Annotated in this window: 15 protein-coding genes; 13 read left to right on the top strand and 2 right to left on the bottom strand. The window is 44.9% G+C overall.

All coding sequences use genetic code 11. From position 1 onward, the window contains the following. Position 1 precedes the first annotated feature (1 nt). The 11 genes from GCWU000182_RS09035 (at position 2) to tuf (ending at position 11,410) form a co-directional block, all read left to right on the top strand. The gene (locus tag GCWU000182_RS09035) at positions 2–1,708 is read left to right on the top strand and encodes an ABC transporter permease (RefSeq protein ID WP_023392503.1); all 1,707 of its coding nucleotides are present in this window, start codon (positions 2–4) and stop codon (positions 1,706–1,708) included. Between the two features lie 109 nt (positions 1,709–1,817). Beyond that, complete coding sequence (locus GCWU000182_RS09030) at positions 1,818–3,881, top strand: extracellular solute-binding protein (RefSeq protein ID WP_035364959.1); 2,064 nt, start codon at positions 1,818–1,820, stop codon at positions 3,879–3,881. Positions 3,882–3,915: 34 nt separating this feature from the next. Next, positions 3,916–4,560 carry an MgtC/SapB family protein gene (locus tag GCWU000182_RS09025; protein WP_023392501.1) on the top strand — a complete coding sequence of 215 codons (645 nt, stop codon included), beginning with the start codon at positions 3,916–3,918 and terminating at the stop codon, positions 4,558–4,560. A 132-nt stretch (positions 4,561–4,692) separates the two neighbouring features. Next, a complete protein-coding gene (locus tag GCWU000182_RS09020) occupies positions 4,693–5,166 on the top strand; it encodes an ASCH domain-containing protein (RefSeq protein WP_035364956.1) in 474 nt (157 codons plus the stop codon). 79 nt (positions 5,167–5,245) lie between these two features. Next, positions 5,246–5,530 carry a GNAT family N-acetyltransferase gene (locus tag GCWU000182_RS09015; protein WP_023392499.1) on the top strand — a complete coding sequence of 95 codons (285 nt, stop codon included), beginning with the start codon at positions 5,246–5,248 and terminating at the stop codon, positions 5,528–5,530. Between the two features lie 4 nt (positions 5,531–5,534). Further along, complete coding sequence (locus GCWU000182_RS09010; protein WP_051372964.1) at positions 5,535–6,059, top strand: NUDIX hydrolase; 525 nt, start codon at positions 5,535–5,537, stop codon at positions 6,057–6,059. Then, positions 6,056–6,694, top strand: a complete 639-nt coding sequence (locus GCWU000182_RS09005) for an MmcQ/YjbR family DNA-binding protein (protein WP_023392497.1) — start codon at positions 6,056–6,058, stop codon at positions 6,692–6,694. The genes GCWU000182_RS09010 and GCWU000182_RS09005 overlap by 4 nt, the downstream gene beginning before the upstream one ends. A 260-nt stretch (positions 6,695–6,954) precedes the next feature. After that, positions 6,955–7,368 (top strand): 30S ribosomal protein S12, encoded by a 414-nt coding sequence (gene rpsL / locus GCWU000182_RS09000; RefSeq protein ID WP_023392496.1) that lies wholly within the window; start codon positions 6,955–6,957, stop codon positions 7,366–7,368. Between the two features lie 38 nt (positions 7,369–7,406). After that, a complete protein-coding gene (gene rpsG / locus GCWU000182_RS08995; RefSeq protein WP_023392495.1) occupies positions 7,407–7,877 on the top strand; it encodes a 30S ribosomal protein S7 in 471 nt (156 codons plus the stop codon). Positions 7,878–7,969: 92 nt separating this feature from the next. Continuing rightward, on the top strand, positions 7,970–10,060 hold the full coding sequence (gene fusA / locus GCWU000182_RS08990) for an elongation factor G (RefSeq protein ID WP_023392494.1): 2,091 nt from the start codon (positions 7,970–7,972) through the stop codon (positions 10,058–10,060). A gap of 162 nt (positions 10,061–10,222) precedes the next feature. Then, entirely contained in the window at positions 10,223–11,410 is a 1,188-nt protein-coding gene (gene tuf / locus GCWU000182_RS08985) for an elongation factor Tu (protein ID WP_023392493.1), read from the top strand. Positions 11,411–11,523: 113 nt separating this feature from the next. Here tuf and GCWU000182_RS08980 read toward each other — a convergent pair whose 3' ends face one another. Next, complete coding sequence (locus GCWU000182_RS08980) at positions 11,524–12,246, bottom strand: ABC transporter permease (RefSeq protein ID WP_023392492.1); 723 nt, start codon at positions 12,244–12,246, stop codon at positions 11,524–11,526. After that, the gene (locus GCWU000182_RS08975) at positions 12,239–13,171 is read right to left on the bottom strand and encodes an ABC transporter ATP-binding protein (RefSeq protein WP_023392491.1); all 933 of its coding nucleotides are present in this window, start codon (positions 13,169–13,171) and stop codon (positions 12,239–12,241) included. Before GCWU000182_RS08975 ends, GCWU000182_RS08980 begins: the two co-directional genes overlap by 8 nt. A gap of 252 nt (positions 13,172–13,423) precedes the next feature. Between GCWU000182_RS08975 and GCWU000182_RS08970 the strand changes: the two genes are divergently transcribed. After that, on the top strand, positions 13,424–14,170 hold the full coding sequence (locus GCWU000182_RS08970; RefSeq protein ID WP_023392490.1) for a DeoR/GlpR family DNA-binding transcription regulator: 747 nt from the start codon (positions 13,424–13,426) through the stop codon (positions 14,168–14,170). A 5-nt stretch (positions 14,171–14,175) separates the two neighbouring features. After that, positions 14,176–15,093, top strand: a complete 918-nt coding sequence (gene pfkB, locus GCWU000182_RS08965; RefSeq protein WP_035364955.1) for a 1-phosphofructokinase — start codon at positions 14,176–14,178, stop codon at positions 15,091–15,093. Positions 15,094–15,109 lie beyond the last annotated feature (16 nt).

Here is a 15,109-nt window from a genome sequence, read left to right as displayed (position 1 = left end):
TATGAAATTCGACCGTAAAATCGTACAGAAGATTGCTTTGCGCTTATTGCTAGTTTGGCTGATTCTGGCCTTTATTGTCTTGCCTAACTTTAATTTGCTCTATACAGTCTTCGTCAATAACGGACAAGTATCCTTTAGAGCGATTGAAAAAGTCCTGAAATCTGAACGAGCTCTAAAGAGTATTTTTAATAGTTTTATTTTAGCATGCTCTATGGTGGTCACTATTAATGTGGTAGGGACTTTAGTAGTTCTATTTACCGAGTACTGGGATCTGAAAGGGGCAAAAATGCTTAAGATAGGCTATATGACCTCTTTGATATATGGTGGGGTTGTCTTAGTTACTGGCTACAAATTCCTATATGGGGATACTGGCTTCTTAACTAATGCGATGGCAAGCTTTATTCCGGGATTTAATCGGCAATGGTTTGTAGGATTCGCAGCTGTACTCTTTGTAGCAACTTTTTCTAGTACTTCCAACCATATTATGTTTTTAACTAGTGCAGTTCGAAACGTAGACTACCACACGATTGAAGCAGCGCGAAATATGGGGGCTAAGCCTTTCACAGTTTTCTGGAAGATAGTTTTACCAACCCTGAAACCAACTCTTTTTGCCTTGACGATCTTTACTTTCTTATCGGGGCTATCGGCAGTTTCGGCGCCGCTGATTGTAGGGGGAGCGGACTTCCAAACCATTAACCCTATGATTATCACTTTTGCCAAGTCTAGTAGTTCAAAAGATATTGCAGCGGTCTTAGCAATTTTCTTAGCTATTATGACAATTACACTTCTAGTAGTACTAAGTCGTATTGAGCGGAATGGGAATTACATCTCAATAAGCAAGACGAAGGCTCGACTCAAAAAGCAAAAGATTGAATCTCCTCTGTGGAATGCAATTGCTCATTTAGTGGCATATGTTCTGTTCTTAATCTATATGCTACCGGTAGTGCTAATTATCTTGTTCTCCTTCCAAGACCCAGTGGCTATTGAAAAAGGGCAACTTGATTTTAGTAATTTCACCTTGAAAAACTATAGCCAACTCTTTACCAATGCGGAATCTTTTATGCCATATGTAGTCAGCATTGTGTATGCTGCTTTGGCTGCAGTGATTGTGACGCTCTTGGGGGTTGTTATTGCCCGGTTAGTTCATAAGGCTGAGTACAAAGTAGACAAGCTATTTCAATGGGGCGCTTTAATGCCATGGATTTTGCCAAACACCATGATTGCTGTAGCCTTTCTCTTTTATTTCAATAACCCGCAAGCTGTTGTATTCAATCGAGTGCTGATTGGAACCTTGGCGATTATGCTAATTGCATATGTAGTAGTGAAAATGCCATTCTCATATCGGATGACGAGGGCTGCTTTCTTCAGTATTGATAATAATATGGAAGAGGCCGCTAAGAGCATGGGGGCGTCAACCTTCTATACCATGACGCGGGTGATTATTCCATTCTTGCTACCGGTGCTCATGTCAGTAATGGCGCTCAATTTTAATTCTCTGTTAGCGGATTACGACCTATCCGTTTTCCTTTACCATCCGCTTTTCACTCCGTTGGGAATTGTCGTGCGGTCGGCAAGTACGGAAACGGCTACGACTAGTGCCAAGGCCATGATTTTCGTCTATACAGTGGTCTTAATGATTATGACATCAACCTCACTATACTTAACGCGTACTAAGGATCGGAAACCACCGAAGAAGCTACGTAAGTAATTGGCGATTGGTTCAGTAATATGAGCGATAAATCGGCATAACTGCAGCTGTAGTTATGCTGATTTTTTCATAAGTGCGTGCTATAATTTGTGTTAGTGAGGTGATGGGAATGGCAACGATGGATGATATTGCGCGCAAAGCTGGCGTATCACACGGGACGGTTTCGAATGTATTAAATAAGCGCGGGAATGTGAGCGCTAAGAAAATTAAGCTGGTTGAGGATGCTGCTAGAGCATTAGGATATTATGTCAACGAGTCAGCGCAAACCTTACGTAAGGGGATGTCAAAGGTTATCCATTTGATTATCCCATTTGAATTGAGACGAAAATATGATTCCTTTGTTTCTGGTGCCTATCTCGCTATAAGTGGCACCGACTATAAAATTGAGTTGACCTATTTTCGGATGCGTCAAGACTTAGATAATCTTGTAGAACAGTTGGCTACTGCAATACCGAGCGCAATTTTTTGCCTTGGGGCGGCGCCGAAGCAGGCAATTTTGGACAATTATAAAGCTGACACCCCTTTACTTTTGGTAGACTGTCTAATAGCAGAGCAACCTCTATCCTCTCGCGTATACTATATCGATTTTAATCAGGAGACGGTTGGTCATATGCTAAGAGCTTGGGTTGATGGGAACCAGCGAGTGGTTGTATTGAGCGATCGGCAGGGCTTTCAGGTCGCCTATGAATCTTTAATTCAGTCACTTTTACCTGAAAGTGAGATAACTGTCATTGGAATTGAAGGAGATTATAAGTGGATTGAACTAGCCGATATACTCGACGACTTGACAGAAAATGACATAGTAGTTGCATTGAGCCCTAGTTACAAGGAGCAGCTGGAAGAGCTGAGTAATTGGTTGTATTTACCGCTTAAGTGCCCTGTGATTGTACTAGGTGAACTTACACCCTTTCACGAGTGTCCAGGTGGCGTATTAAACTTGAAGCAACTAGGATATCGCGCCCTACAACAAGTATGTCAACAAGTTTATCAATCTGAAATTTTGCCAGTCGATATTCCGGTCGTTTCTAGCCCGTTAATATTGGAAGAAAGCAAACCATTACGCTTTCTAACCATTGGGACGCCAATGACTCAAGCAATTAAAAAGATTGCACAGCGCTATGAAAAAGTGTGTGGAGTTCCCGTTCAGGTTGAAGAATTGGGCTACGAGGCTATGTATGACCTCCTAAATCAATATGGACCGATTGATGCAGATATTGTCCGTTTGGATATAGCGGGAATGCGAAGTGTGGATTGGTCCGCATTTGCTCGCTTAGATTCTATACCTCAAGTGGCAAGGATTAACCAATCTCTAATAGAAGGGATTCCTAAGGAGTACACCCATGTGTCAGGATATCAGTACGCCTTGCCGCTAGATATCAGTTTGCAAATGTTGTTCTACCATAAGCAGTTTTTTGAAGATAAATTAATACAACGAGAGTATTTTGAACGTTATCGAGAGCAATTAGCAGTGCCAACGACTTTTGCGGCTTTTGACCGAATTAGCCAATTCATACAGGAAGCTCAATTTAAGAAAGGGCTCGTGGGGCATTCGCTTATCCAGGGTGGCCCCTTAATTACCTATGCAGACTTCGTTCCGCGTTTACTAGAGAAAGCCCATCAGTTAGATGAAACCACACCTGACACGGAAATCTTCTTAGAGTGTTTAAAAGCATATCGAGAGAGTCTTGCGAATAGCGCGCAGGTTTTCGATGGTTGGTGGGGAGATGCGGCAGCAAACTTTGCCAGTGGGCATTCTGTTATGGAAATTATTTTCTCCAACTACGGGAGTGATTTAGTAGGGAGTGCGTCGCATTTCCATTCGAGTGATATTGGTGTTTCAGCCATTCCAGGAGGGCGCCCACTCTTAGGTGGTGGAGTACTTTGCGTGTCTAAACTTGCTATTAAACGTCCAGAAGTAGGACACTTTCTTGAGTGGCTCTATAGTGATGAAGTAGCCAAACCTCTTGCATTACTAGGTGGGCTATTGCCAACTAGTTCAGTTGTCGATGATCCTGTTATCCAAGCTGAATACCCGTGGTTAAGTCAATTAAGGGCCAACCTTCAGACCGGTTCTCGCTTTGGGATATGGGCAGAAGAGTATGCCTTACAAAATGAAGTGAATCTAGGTGCTGCGGTAGCGCAAGCCTTAGAAAAGCAAAGAAAGAAGGAATAAAGTGGATTATCAAGTGGTTAGTCTACGACTTTTTATGGCGATTCTGTGCGCCGGATTAATAGGATATGACCGGCAGAAGAAGAACCGACCAGCTGGTTTGCGGACTCATATTTTGGTATGTATTGGTGCAACAACAATTTCGATGATTCAAGCAGCTGTTTTCTATGAAAAATTACAAGTGCATCCAGAGATTAACGTTGACCAAGTAAGGCTACTTGCGCCTATAGTCAGTGGGATTGGTTTTCTCGGTGGTGGAACTATTATTGTTACTAAACAACGTGTTGCGGGATTGACTACAGCGGCCTCGCTGTGGACGACAGCTGGTATGGGGATTGCTATCGGGATGGGGTATTATGAGATTGCCATCTTGACTTGTGTGGCAGTTATGTTTTCGCTCACTGTGATTCGGCGTATTGTCCATATGCCCAATGTCAAGCGACTAGAAATTAAGTATATTCATCGGGTAGCAACTAAGGAGTTTCTGACTAAATTCTTTGAGTCCCGAGGGATTGAACTAACGGATATTCTATTTGATGTAGAAAACTCAGAAGGACGACGACTTTACCGAAACATTTTTACAGTCCATGTCCCTGAAGAATTGTCTCTGCCCCAATTAATTGAAGAATTGGCTACTCACCCGGATATCCGAAAAATACATTTGGTATCTATATCAGAATAAGTAATTTAGCGACTGAGTGAGTTGTGCTTAGTCGTCTTTTTGTGCTCTAAAATGAACAGATTTAAAGTAGGTATGGATATTTATGATGTAAAACATGTTATAATAGTAGAAAAGGACTGGGAGGCGAGCAAGATGCGCAGTGAAGTCATGTGGCAGGATTTTTGTAGGCGTCAGGGGCTGGTGACGGATACACCCTACGAGGCTTTTAGTTTTGGTGGACCGGGCAGTGCCATTGCGGACCCCTTGGCTCAGCTGGTCTTGGCGGGCAAGAAGACGGCCACCTGTTCAGCCAAATTGCTCTATGAGGTGGAGGATGAGCCTCTGCCGGAAGTTGGAAGCTATAGCGTCATTCTGGATAGCCGTAACCAGGCTCAATGTGTCATTCAGACTACGGGGGTGGTCACCATACCCTATGAAGAAGTAACCGAAGCCTGGGCTAGAAAAGAAGGAGAGGGAGACCTTAGCCTAGAATATTGGCGCCAGGCCCACTGGTCTTTCTTTGAAGCAGAGTTTCGCTTGGTCGGTCAGGTTTTTACCCCTGACCAGGAACTGGTATTCGAAGAGTTCCAGCTAGTTTATCGCTTGCCAGAGGCGAGCTTAGGCTGATTTGCCGACTCAAAAATCAAGCCAGGAAAAGACCAATATATCATATATGATATATTGGGAAAAATAAGGAGGAGAAAGAATGGAATTTGTAAGAACAGAAAGAGGCTTTGAAGGCTATAATGCAGCGGGAGAGGTCGTGGCTGAGATTACTTATCGGCCGACAGAGGATCCCAAGGTGGTCATTGCCGACCATACTTTTGTGGACGATAGTTTGCGTGGCCAGGGTGTCGCCCAAGAACTACTGGACACCTTAGTGGCGGCTATGAGGGCTGAAGGCAAGAAGATTAAGGCAGAATGCTCTTATGTAGTAGCCAAGTTCCAACGCGACTCGCAGTATGATGCGGTCAATGCCGATAAGGACTAGTCAGATGTCAGAAGTATGGGAACTAGTCGATGTCAATAAGCAATTGACTGGCATCAGGCATTTGAGGGGGCAAGAAGCCCTCATCCCACCAGGTCATTATCATCTGGTGGCGCGCGTTTTGGTAATGGATGCAAAGGGTCAGATTCTACTGACCCAGCGTAGTCATGGTAAGGCTCATTATCCTAATTATTGGGAATTTGGCGCCAATGGCTCTGTTTTGGCAGGCGAAAGCTCGGAACTTGCTGCTTGTCGCGAGTTGTGGGAGGAGACAGGGATTAAGGTGTCGCACCATGACTTGGTCTGGTTGGAAGACTATCGCTATGACAATTGGTGGCTAGATATTTACGGAATTGTTTTAGCGGATCAGGCGCCTGCCCTTGTTTTGGACCCAGAGGAAAACCAGGACTGGCTTTGGCTTGCGCCAGACCAGTTGGAGGAATGGCAGGCCAAACTTGTGCCGGGCGACTGGGAACGTTGGCAGGCAGTTGCCAGCAAGTTGTTAGCATTGAGAGAGGAGGTTGACAAATGAAGATTAAACTAGGTCAGCCTTTGAGCCAGGCCACACTAGCAGAATGGGGTTTTGAAAATGGCCAGGCGCGACATGTCTTGGCCGAAGGGGAATTTGAGCTTCATATGACCATATCAGACCAGGAGCTAGAACTGGTGGTCTATGATTTGGCCATGGAGGAACCCTACACCTTGTTTGAGGTAGTCAGTGCCAGTGGGGCGCTGGTAACAGCCCTCCGCCAGCAAGTAGATGAGATTATCAATCGGATTTTAGGCCAGCAAATTCAAGACAATCCGCTAGTAGAGCGCTTGGTGGATCATGTGGCGACGACTTACGGGCTGGCACCAGCCCATCCCTTTAAGCGCCATCCGGAAATAATAGGCTTTAAGGTGCCGACGGTTGATAAGCTATTTGGCATCTTCTTGCCGGTCGACTATTGCCGACTGGATAAAACGAGTACGCGAACTGACCAGGTGCTGGTGCTTAATCTCAAGGGCCAGCCCGACCAAATTCTTGAGCGCATCGATAACTGCCGCTATTTCCCTGCTTATCACATGAACAAGAAACATTGGTTTAGTGTCTTACTAGATGCACAGACGGATTGGGATCAGCTGACCAGTATGTTAGCGGAAAGCTATCGCTTAGTTAAGAAATAAGGACATAAGAAGCCCTGCTTATGAGTAGGGCTTTTTGCTTTTCACAGGACTGCTCAAAAAAATCAAGCCAATCGCAAAAAAAGTCGCCATACCCCCTTGACGAAAGCGAATTTTATTGGTACATTAGTAGAGGTGTTTTTATACGAGATTCCTGAAATTCAGTCGTGCTGACTGGTATAGAAGCAACATTATTATTTTTCCATAAAAATGGCACACTTGGATGTGTGGACTAGATTAAAGCAAAGGGAGGAGGAGCTTGGATGCCAACTATTAACCAATTAGTTAATAAACCTCGTAAAACCAAAGTCGTTAAGTCAAACTCACCAGCATTAAACAAAGGGTACAACAGTTTCAAGAAGACCCAAACGAACAACAACTCTCCACAAAAACGTGGGGTATGTACTCGTGTGGGGACCATGACACCGAAGAAACCTAACTCAGCTTTACGTAAATATGCCCGTGTACGTTTGTCTAACTTGATGGAAGTGACAGCTTACATTCCAGGGATCGGTCACAACTTACAAGAACACAGCGTTGTTTTAATCCGCGGTGGTCGTGTAAAAGACTTACCAGGGGTACGTTACCACATCGTTCGTGGTGCGCTTGACACTGCTGGTGTTAACGATCGTAAACAAGGCCGTTCTAAATACGGTACCAAACGTCCTAAAGGCTAAGAGCCTCATCATTAAACATTCAGAAAGGAGGATTTTGAATGCCTCGTAAAGGTGCAATCGCAAAACGCGAAGTTTTGCCAGATCCACTCTACAATTCAAAATTAGTTACTCGCACAATTAACCGTTTAATGCTCGATGGTAAACGCGGTAAAGCTGCTACTATCTTATATGCTGCTTTTGATATCGTGCGCGAACAAACCGGTCAAGACCCAATGGAAGTTTTCGAACAAGCAATCGAAAACATCATGCCATTATTAGAAGTTAAAGCTCGCCGTGTTGGGGGTTCTAACTACCAAGTACCAGTTGAAGTACGTCCAGAACGTCGTTACACCTTAGCCATCCGTTGGTTGGTAAGCTACTCTCGCTTACGTGGTGAAAAGACCATGGAATTACGTTTAGCGCGTGAAATCATGGATGCAGCTAACAACACTGGTGCATCAGTTAAGAAACGCGAAGACATGCATAAAATGGCAGAAGCCAACAAAGCATTCGCTCATTACCGTTGGTAAGATTTTCAGTCATATCACTAGCTGTTATAAGCTAGTGGTTTTTGACTACTATGCACACTCTCAAAATAACTGAAAAGGGGTAAAACAAAAAGATGGCAAAAAGAGAATTTTCGCTAGAGAAAACTCGTAATATTGGTATCATGGCCCACATCGATGCTGGTAAAACCACCACGACTGAACGTGTCTTGTACTATACCGGCCGTATCCACAAAATTGGTGAAACCCACGAAGGGGCTTCCCAAATGGACTGGATGGAGCAAGAACAAGAACGTGGGATTACCATCACCTCTGCCGCAACTACTGCGCAATGGGCTAACCACCGGATCAACATCATCGACACACCAGGGCACGTGGACTTCACTGTCGAAGTAGAACGTTCTCTCCGGGTTCTTGATGGTGCCGTTGCCTTATTGGATGCTCAGTCTGGGGTAGAACCTCAAACTGAAACCGTATGGCGTCAAGCTACCACTTACGGTGTTCCTCGTTTGGTCTTCATCAACAAGATGGACAAGATTGGTGCGGACTTCTTATACTCTGTAAGAACCTTGCACGAACGCTTACAAGCAAACGCTCATCCAGTTCAATTACCAATTGGTGCTGAAGATGAGTTCTCAGGTATCATTGACTTAGTGGAAATGAAAGCCTACAACTACACTAACGACTTAGGGACTGACATTGAAGAAATCGAAATCCCAGGTGACTTACAAGATTTAGCTGAAGAATGGCGTACTAAGTTAGTTGAAGCAGTTGCTGAAACTGACGAAGAACTCATGATGGCTTACTTGGAAGGCGAAGAAATCGACGTACCTACTTTGAAAGCAGCAATCCGTAAAGCAACTGTTGCAGCGGACTTCTACCCAGTATTCTGTGGTTCTGCCTTCAAGAACAAAGGGGTTCAATTAATGTTGGATGGGGTTATCGACTACCTTCCATCTCCATTAGACGTTCCAGCTATCAAAGGGATTGACCCAGATACTGGCGCTGAAGTTGAACGTCATGCTAACGACGAAGAGCCATTCTCTGCTTTGGCCTTCAAAGTTATGACTGACCCATTCGTAGGTCGTTTAACCTTCTTCCGTGTCTACTCTGGTACTTTACAATCCGGTTCTTACGTTCAAAACGCTACTAAAGGCAAACGTGAACGTGTCGGCCGTATCTTACAAATGCACGCCAACCACCGTCAAGAAATTCCTGAAGTATTCTCAGGTGACATTGCGGCAGCAGTTGGTTTGAAAGACACTACTACTGGGGACACTCTCTGTGACGAGAAGAACGAAGTAATCCTCGAGTCTATGGAATTCCCAGATCCAGTTATCGAAGTAGCGATTGAACCTAAGTCAAAAGCTGACCAAGATAAGATGGGTGTAGCCTTACAAAAATTGGCTGAAGAAGACCCAACCTTCCGTGCTTACACTAACCAAGAAACTGGTGAAACAGTTATCGCTGGTATGGGTGAGTTACACTTGGATATCATCGTTGACCGTATGCGTCGTGAATTCAAGGTAGAAGCTAACGTGGGTGCGCCACAAGTTTCTTACCGTGAAACCTTCCGTTCTGCAACTCAAGCAGAAGGTAAGTTCGTTCGTCAGTCTGGTGGTAAAGGTCAATACGGTCACGTATGGATCGAATTCACACCAAACGAAGAAGGTGCTGGTTTCGAATTCGAAAACGCAATCGTCGGTGGTGTGGTTCCTCGTGAATACATCCCAGCGGTTGAAGCTGGTTTGAAAGACGCTATGGAAAATGGTGTCCTCGCAGGCTTCCCAATGGTAGACATCAAAGCTAAGCTTTACGATGGTTCTTACCACGATGTCGACTCTTCTGAAACTGCCTTTAAGGTAGCGGCGTCCTTAGCACTCCGTGCAGCTGCTAAGAAAGCTAACCCAAGCATCTTGGAACCTATGATGGCAGTTGAAATTACTGTGCCTGAAGAATACTTCGGGGACGTTATGGGTCACGTGAACTCTCGTCGCGGTCGCGTTGAAGGTTCTGAAGTACGCGGTAACGCTCAAATCGTTAAAGGTATGATTCCATTGTCTGAAATGTTCGGTTACGCAACTACCTTGCGTTCTGCAACTCAAGGGCGTGGTACCTTCTCTATGACCTTCGACCACTATGAAGATGTGCCGAAGTCAATCGCAGAAGAAATCATCAAGAAATACGGCGGCAAGTCAGAAGAGTAATCTGACCGGACTTGCTTGGAATAACGAATAAGCGTTATTCCCCAAGCCTAGAAAATGGTGCAAAATCTTGAATTTTGCCCCATTTCTAGGTATAATACTACTGATAGATTTAATTGAAATCTATAAAACAAACTCAACTATTTTTAGGAGGCAGAAATTAAAATGGCAAAACAAAAATTTGACCGTTCTAAACCACACGTAAACATTGGTACAATTGGTCACGTTGACCATGGTAAAACTACCTTATCAGCTGCAATCGCAACTGTATTAGCTAAACAAGGTTACGGTGAAGCTCGTTCATACGACCAAATCGATAACGCTCCAGAAGAAAAAGAACGTGGGATCACAATCAACACTTCTCACATCGAGTACGAAACAGCTAACCGTCACTACGCTCACGTTGACTGCCCAGGTCACGCGGACTACGTTAAAAACATGATCACTGGTGCTGCTCAAATGGACGGCGCGATCCTCGTTGTATCTGCTGCTGACGGCCCAATGCCACAAACTCGTGAACACATCCTCTTGTCTCGTCAAGTTGGTGTTCCTTACATCGTAGTATTCTTGAACAAAGTTGACATGGTTGACGACGAAGAATTGCTCGAATTAGTTGAAATGGAAGTTCGTGACCTCTTGTCTGAATACGACTTCCCAGGCGACGACACTCCAGTTATCGCTGGTTCAGCTTTGAAAGCTTTAGAAGGCGACGCTAACTACGAAGCTAAAGTTTTAGAATTGATGGAACAAGTTGATGCTTACATTCCAGAACCAGAACGTGACACTGACAAGCCATTCATGATGCCAGTCGAAGACGTATTCTCTATCACTGGTCGTGGTACTGTTGCAACTGGTCGTGTTGAACGTGGTCAAGTTCGCGTTGGTGACGAAGTTGAAATCGTTGGTATCGAAGAAGAAACTTCTAAGACTACCGTTACCGGTGTTGAAATGTTCCGTAAGTTATTGGATTACGCTGAAGCTGGGGACAACGTTGGTACCTTGTTACGTGGTGTAACTCGTGACCAAATCCAACGTGGTCAAGTATTATCTAAACCAGGTTCAATCACTCCGCACACTAAGTTCGAAGCTGAAGTGTACGTATTGTCTAAAGAAGAAGGTGGTCGTCACACTCCATTCTTCTCTAACTACCGTCCACAATTCTACTTCCGTACAACTGACGTAACTGGTGTTGTTACTTTACCAGAAGGTACTGAAATGGTTATGCCAGGCGACAACGTACAAATGGTTGTTGAATTGATCCACCCAATCGCGATCGAAGAAGGGACTAAGTTCTCTATTCGTGAAGGTGGCCGTACTGTAGGTGCCGGTGTGGTATCTAAAGTCTTAGCTTAATTCTAAGCTTAATATGCCTTTCCAAAAGGGTCTCTTCGGAGGCCCTTTTTCTATATCCAAAATAAGCCCCCTGTGTCAGGTGACATAGGGGGACTTTTATTTGAAGATAGGTTTTAGAGGTCGCGACGCTTGAAGGTATAGAATCCAGCGAGAGTGAAGGCCAGACTTAAGGCAAAGGCGAAAATAGCCGTCTTGCTTGTCATACTAAAGCTAGCTGTACTCTCATAGACAAATTCCATGACAATGGCCTTAAACCAGTCATTATTTGGGTCAATCAATTCGCCAGGGATTTTTAAGAAGATAAAAACGGTAAAGTAGACAATGAAAACCATGCTGTAGTTGCGAGTCAGGAAGAGGACGAAGCTGGTAACGCAGAACCAAGCATAGGTACAAAGGCACTGAATCAGGAAGGTAATCAGAAACTTAGGCCAGAAATCCGCTGGTAGGCTCCCCATCTGGCCCCCTGACCGCAAGAATTCAATGACGTAACCTGCAGCATAGAGAAGGAAAAATTGTAAGAGAATAAGACTAGCAATGGTCAAGGATTTAGCTAGGTAATACTGGCCACGGGTTTTGCCTGTAGTCAGATTATTATGATAGAGTTTGTTGTTAAGGTCGACTCCTAAGAGTAGGGTGGTCACCACATTACAGGAGATGAAAAGTAGGCCTATGTTATAAGACACGGCATCCATGGCGAAGAAGAAGCCAGAATTAGAAGTAGTAACTCGCGAAGTAAAAATGGCTAGCAGAATTCCTAGGACACAGAAGGCCTGAATGCCCCAAAATCCGACAGAGCGGACCAGACGATAATAATCGGCTTTGATACTATTAAGCATACTGTTTTCCTCCTTGAACTTGAATTAAATCGGTAAAGTATCGCTCTAAATCTTTATGGGCGTAGTAGAGCGCACTGATTGGAATGTCAGCTAAAACCAAGGCCTTAGCCAGTTCTGGTATATCCTCTGCTTTGCCGATTAACTGTAATTGGTCGGTCTGATGGCTGGGTTTAAGGCTAAAACCTAGCTGTTTTTTAACAAAGTCCTTAGCCATTTGAGTCTTTTGGGACTGGAGGATAATGTAGTCGCCACTTTCGCGGTCGAACTCCTCCTTGGAAAGCTCTTGGATGAGCTGTCCTTGATGAATGAAGCCGAAGCGACTAGCCACCAAGTATAATTCTGACAGGATATGGCTAGAAATAATCAGGGTCATGCCTAATTCGCGGTTAAGGCGGAGGACCATCTCGCGAAACTCTTGAATACCGACAGGATCGAGCCCATTGATAGGTTCGTCTAAGATAAGTAAATCAGGCCGAGATAGAATAGCGATGGCGATACCCAGACGTTGTTTCATTCCAAGAGAGAAGTCTCGAAATTTTTTTGTGCCAGTTTGACTTAAGCCGACATAGTCCAAGGTTTCCTTAATCCGACTATCCGGTTTTTTGATGCCACGGTCTAGGCAGTAAAAACGGAGATTGTCGTAGGCAGATAGATGTTGGTGTGCCACCGGTGTTTCAATGACAGTACCCACATGGTGGAGGGCAGCAGTCCACTCTTTAGGGTTACGTGAGCCCATGATGGAGACGGTGCCTTGACTAGGTGCGATTATTTGGGTAATCAACTTGATAAGGGTGGTTTTACCCGCGCCGTTTTGACCGATTAGGCCATAGATTTCTCCTTTCTTTAGCTTGAGGCTGAGCGAGTCCAAAGCTACTTGGTCGCCGTAATGCTTACTAAGATTTTGAATGACTAAGATATCTTCCATGATCTTACTCCTTTACTTATTACTTATCTATAGCTTACCAAGTGAACTTCAAATATCTCTCAAGCAAATCTCAAATCTTTCTAAAGTTTTAGTTGGGAGCGAACTTGTTTTCTGAAAGCGTAAAATTCTACAATATTAAGGCACCGAGAAATTAGGGTTTGAATGAAAATGACCGTTTTATGAATGAAAATGACCGAAAACGATTGAATGCTGACCGAAAGCGGTGTATAATTTGGTTGTGAGGTGATAAGAGTGTTAACTCAAACGCGACATCAACTAATTCTAGCAGAACTAGAGCAAGCGCATGTTGTCAGCCTACAAGATTTGATGGCTAAGCTGTCGGTATCAGAGTCCACTATACGGCGGGATTTATCTCAGCTGGAAGAAGCAGGGCGCTTGGTACGAGTGCGTGGCGGGGCCAAACGGGTCTATCATTTGGATCGCGAATCTAGCTACAAAGAAAAACTAGGTCGGAACAGTAGTGACAAGGCCCTTATTGCTGAGACAGCAGCCGCCCAGGTATCTGCTGGACAAGTCATCTACCTAGACGCAGGCACAACAACCTTGGCCATGATACCGCATTTGGTTGGCCAGGGCGTGACGGTGGTTACCAATGGGCTCAGTCAAGCCGACTTGCTGTGTGACTATGGTGAGTCAGTTATCTTATTGGGTGGCCAGGTGAAGCCGAAGACGCGGGCCATTATTGGTGCACAAGCGCAAGCACAACTAGCACGCTATCGTTTTGACCATGTCTTCATGGGTATGAACGGAGTGGATGCGGAATGGGGCTATACGACGCCAGACCAGGAGGAGGCCGCCCTTAAGCGACAGGCTATGCAACAAGCCAACCAGGTCTATGTTTTGGCTGATGCTACCAAGTTAGGACGGGTCAGTTTCTGCCATGTCGCCAATGTCGAGGAGGCGATTCTTATTACTCATGCCTTAACAGAGGGGCAACGCGTGCCTCTTATGCAACTCACGACAGTGAAGGAGTGTTAAATTTCGTGATTTATACGATTACCTTTAACCCTGCCGTCGATCTTGTCATCCAGGTTGACCAATGTCAACTAGGAGAGTTAAATCGATCTAAGGGAGAGGCCTATGTTGCCGGAGGTAAGGGAATCAACGTTTCCCTTGTCTTACAGCGCTTAGGGCATGTCAACTATGCGACCGGATTCGTAGGCGGATTTACCGGTCAATATATCAAAGACACCCTCATCCAAGAAGGTGTCAAACCACTTTTTGTTGAAGTGGATGGCATTACGCGAGTCAATGTCAAAGTCAAGTCTCAAGAAGAGACAGAAATCAATGCTGCAGGCCCCCAAGTGAGCCCAGAAAAGTTTGCGGAACTATTGGCCATTTTTGAGCGAGACTTAGGTGCAGATGATGTGGTTTTCTTAGCCGGAAATGCGGCTCCTGGGCTTGATGTCAAGGCCTATACTGCCATTGCCAAACTCTGCCAAGAGCGGGACGCAAAATTTGTGTTGGATACCAACAAGCAACTTTTGACCGAGTGCTTGCCTTACCGGCCTTTTGTTATCAAGCCTAATCATCATGAATTAGGTGAGATTTTTGGGGTTAGTTTGAAGGATGAGGCAGAAATAATCCATTATGCCAAGAAACTTCAGGACTTAGGAGCACGCCATATCATTGTATCCCGAGGTGGTGAGGGCGCCTTACTTCTAACGGAGGATGGCCAAGTCTTTAGCTCAGATATCCCTAAGGGGACAGTGGTTAACTCAGTCGGGGCAGGCGATTCGATGTTGGCAGGTTTTGTAGCGACCTACCTAGAGACAGGCGATTTTGCCCAGTCCTTAAAACGCGGTGCGGCTACCGGAAGTGCGACAGCCTATTCTGTCTGGATAGCTGAACGTCAATTGATTGATGACCTAGTCGATCAGATTCATGTTGTCGCGCACTAGCTAGGAAATTCAAAGG

Origin of the sequence: Abiotrophia defectiva ATCC 49176 (genome assembly GCF_000160075.2) — a bacterium.
GTDB classification, from domain to species: domain Bacteria; phylum Bacillota; class Bacilli; order Lactobacillales; family Aerococcaceae; genus Abiotrophia; species Abiotrophia defectiva.
The sequence above is the reverse complement of the archived record's forward strand: the minus strand, read 5'-3'. Positions and strand labels throughout refer to the sequence as shown.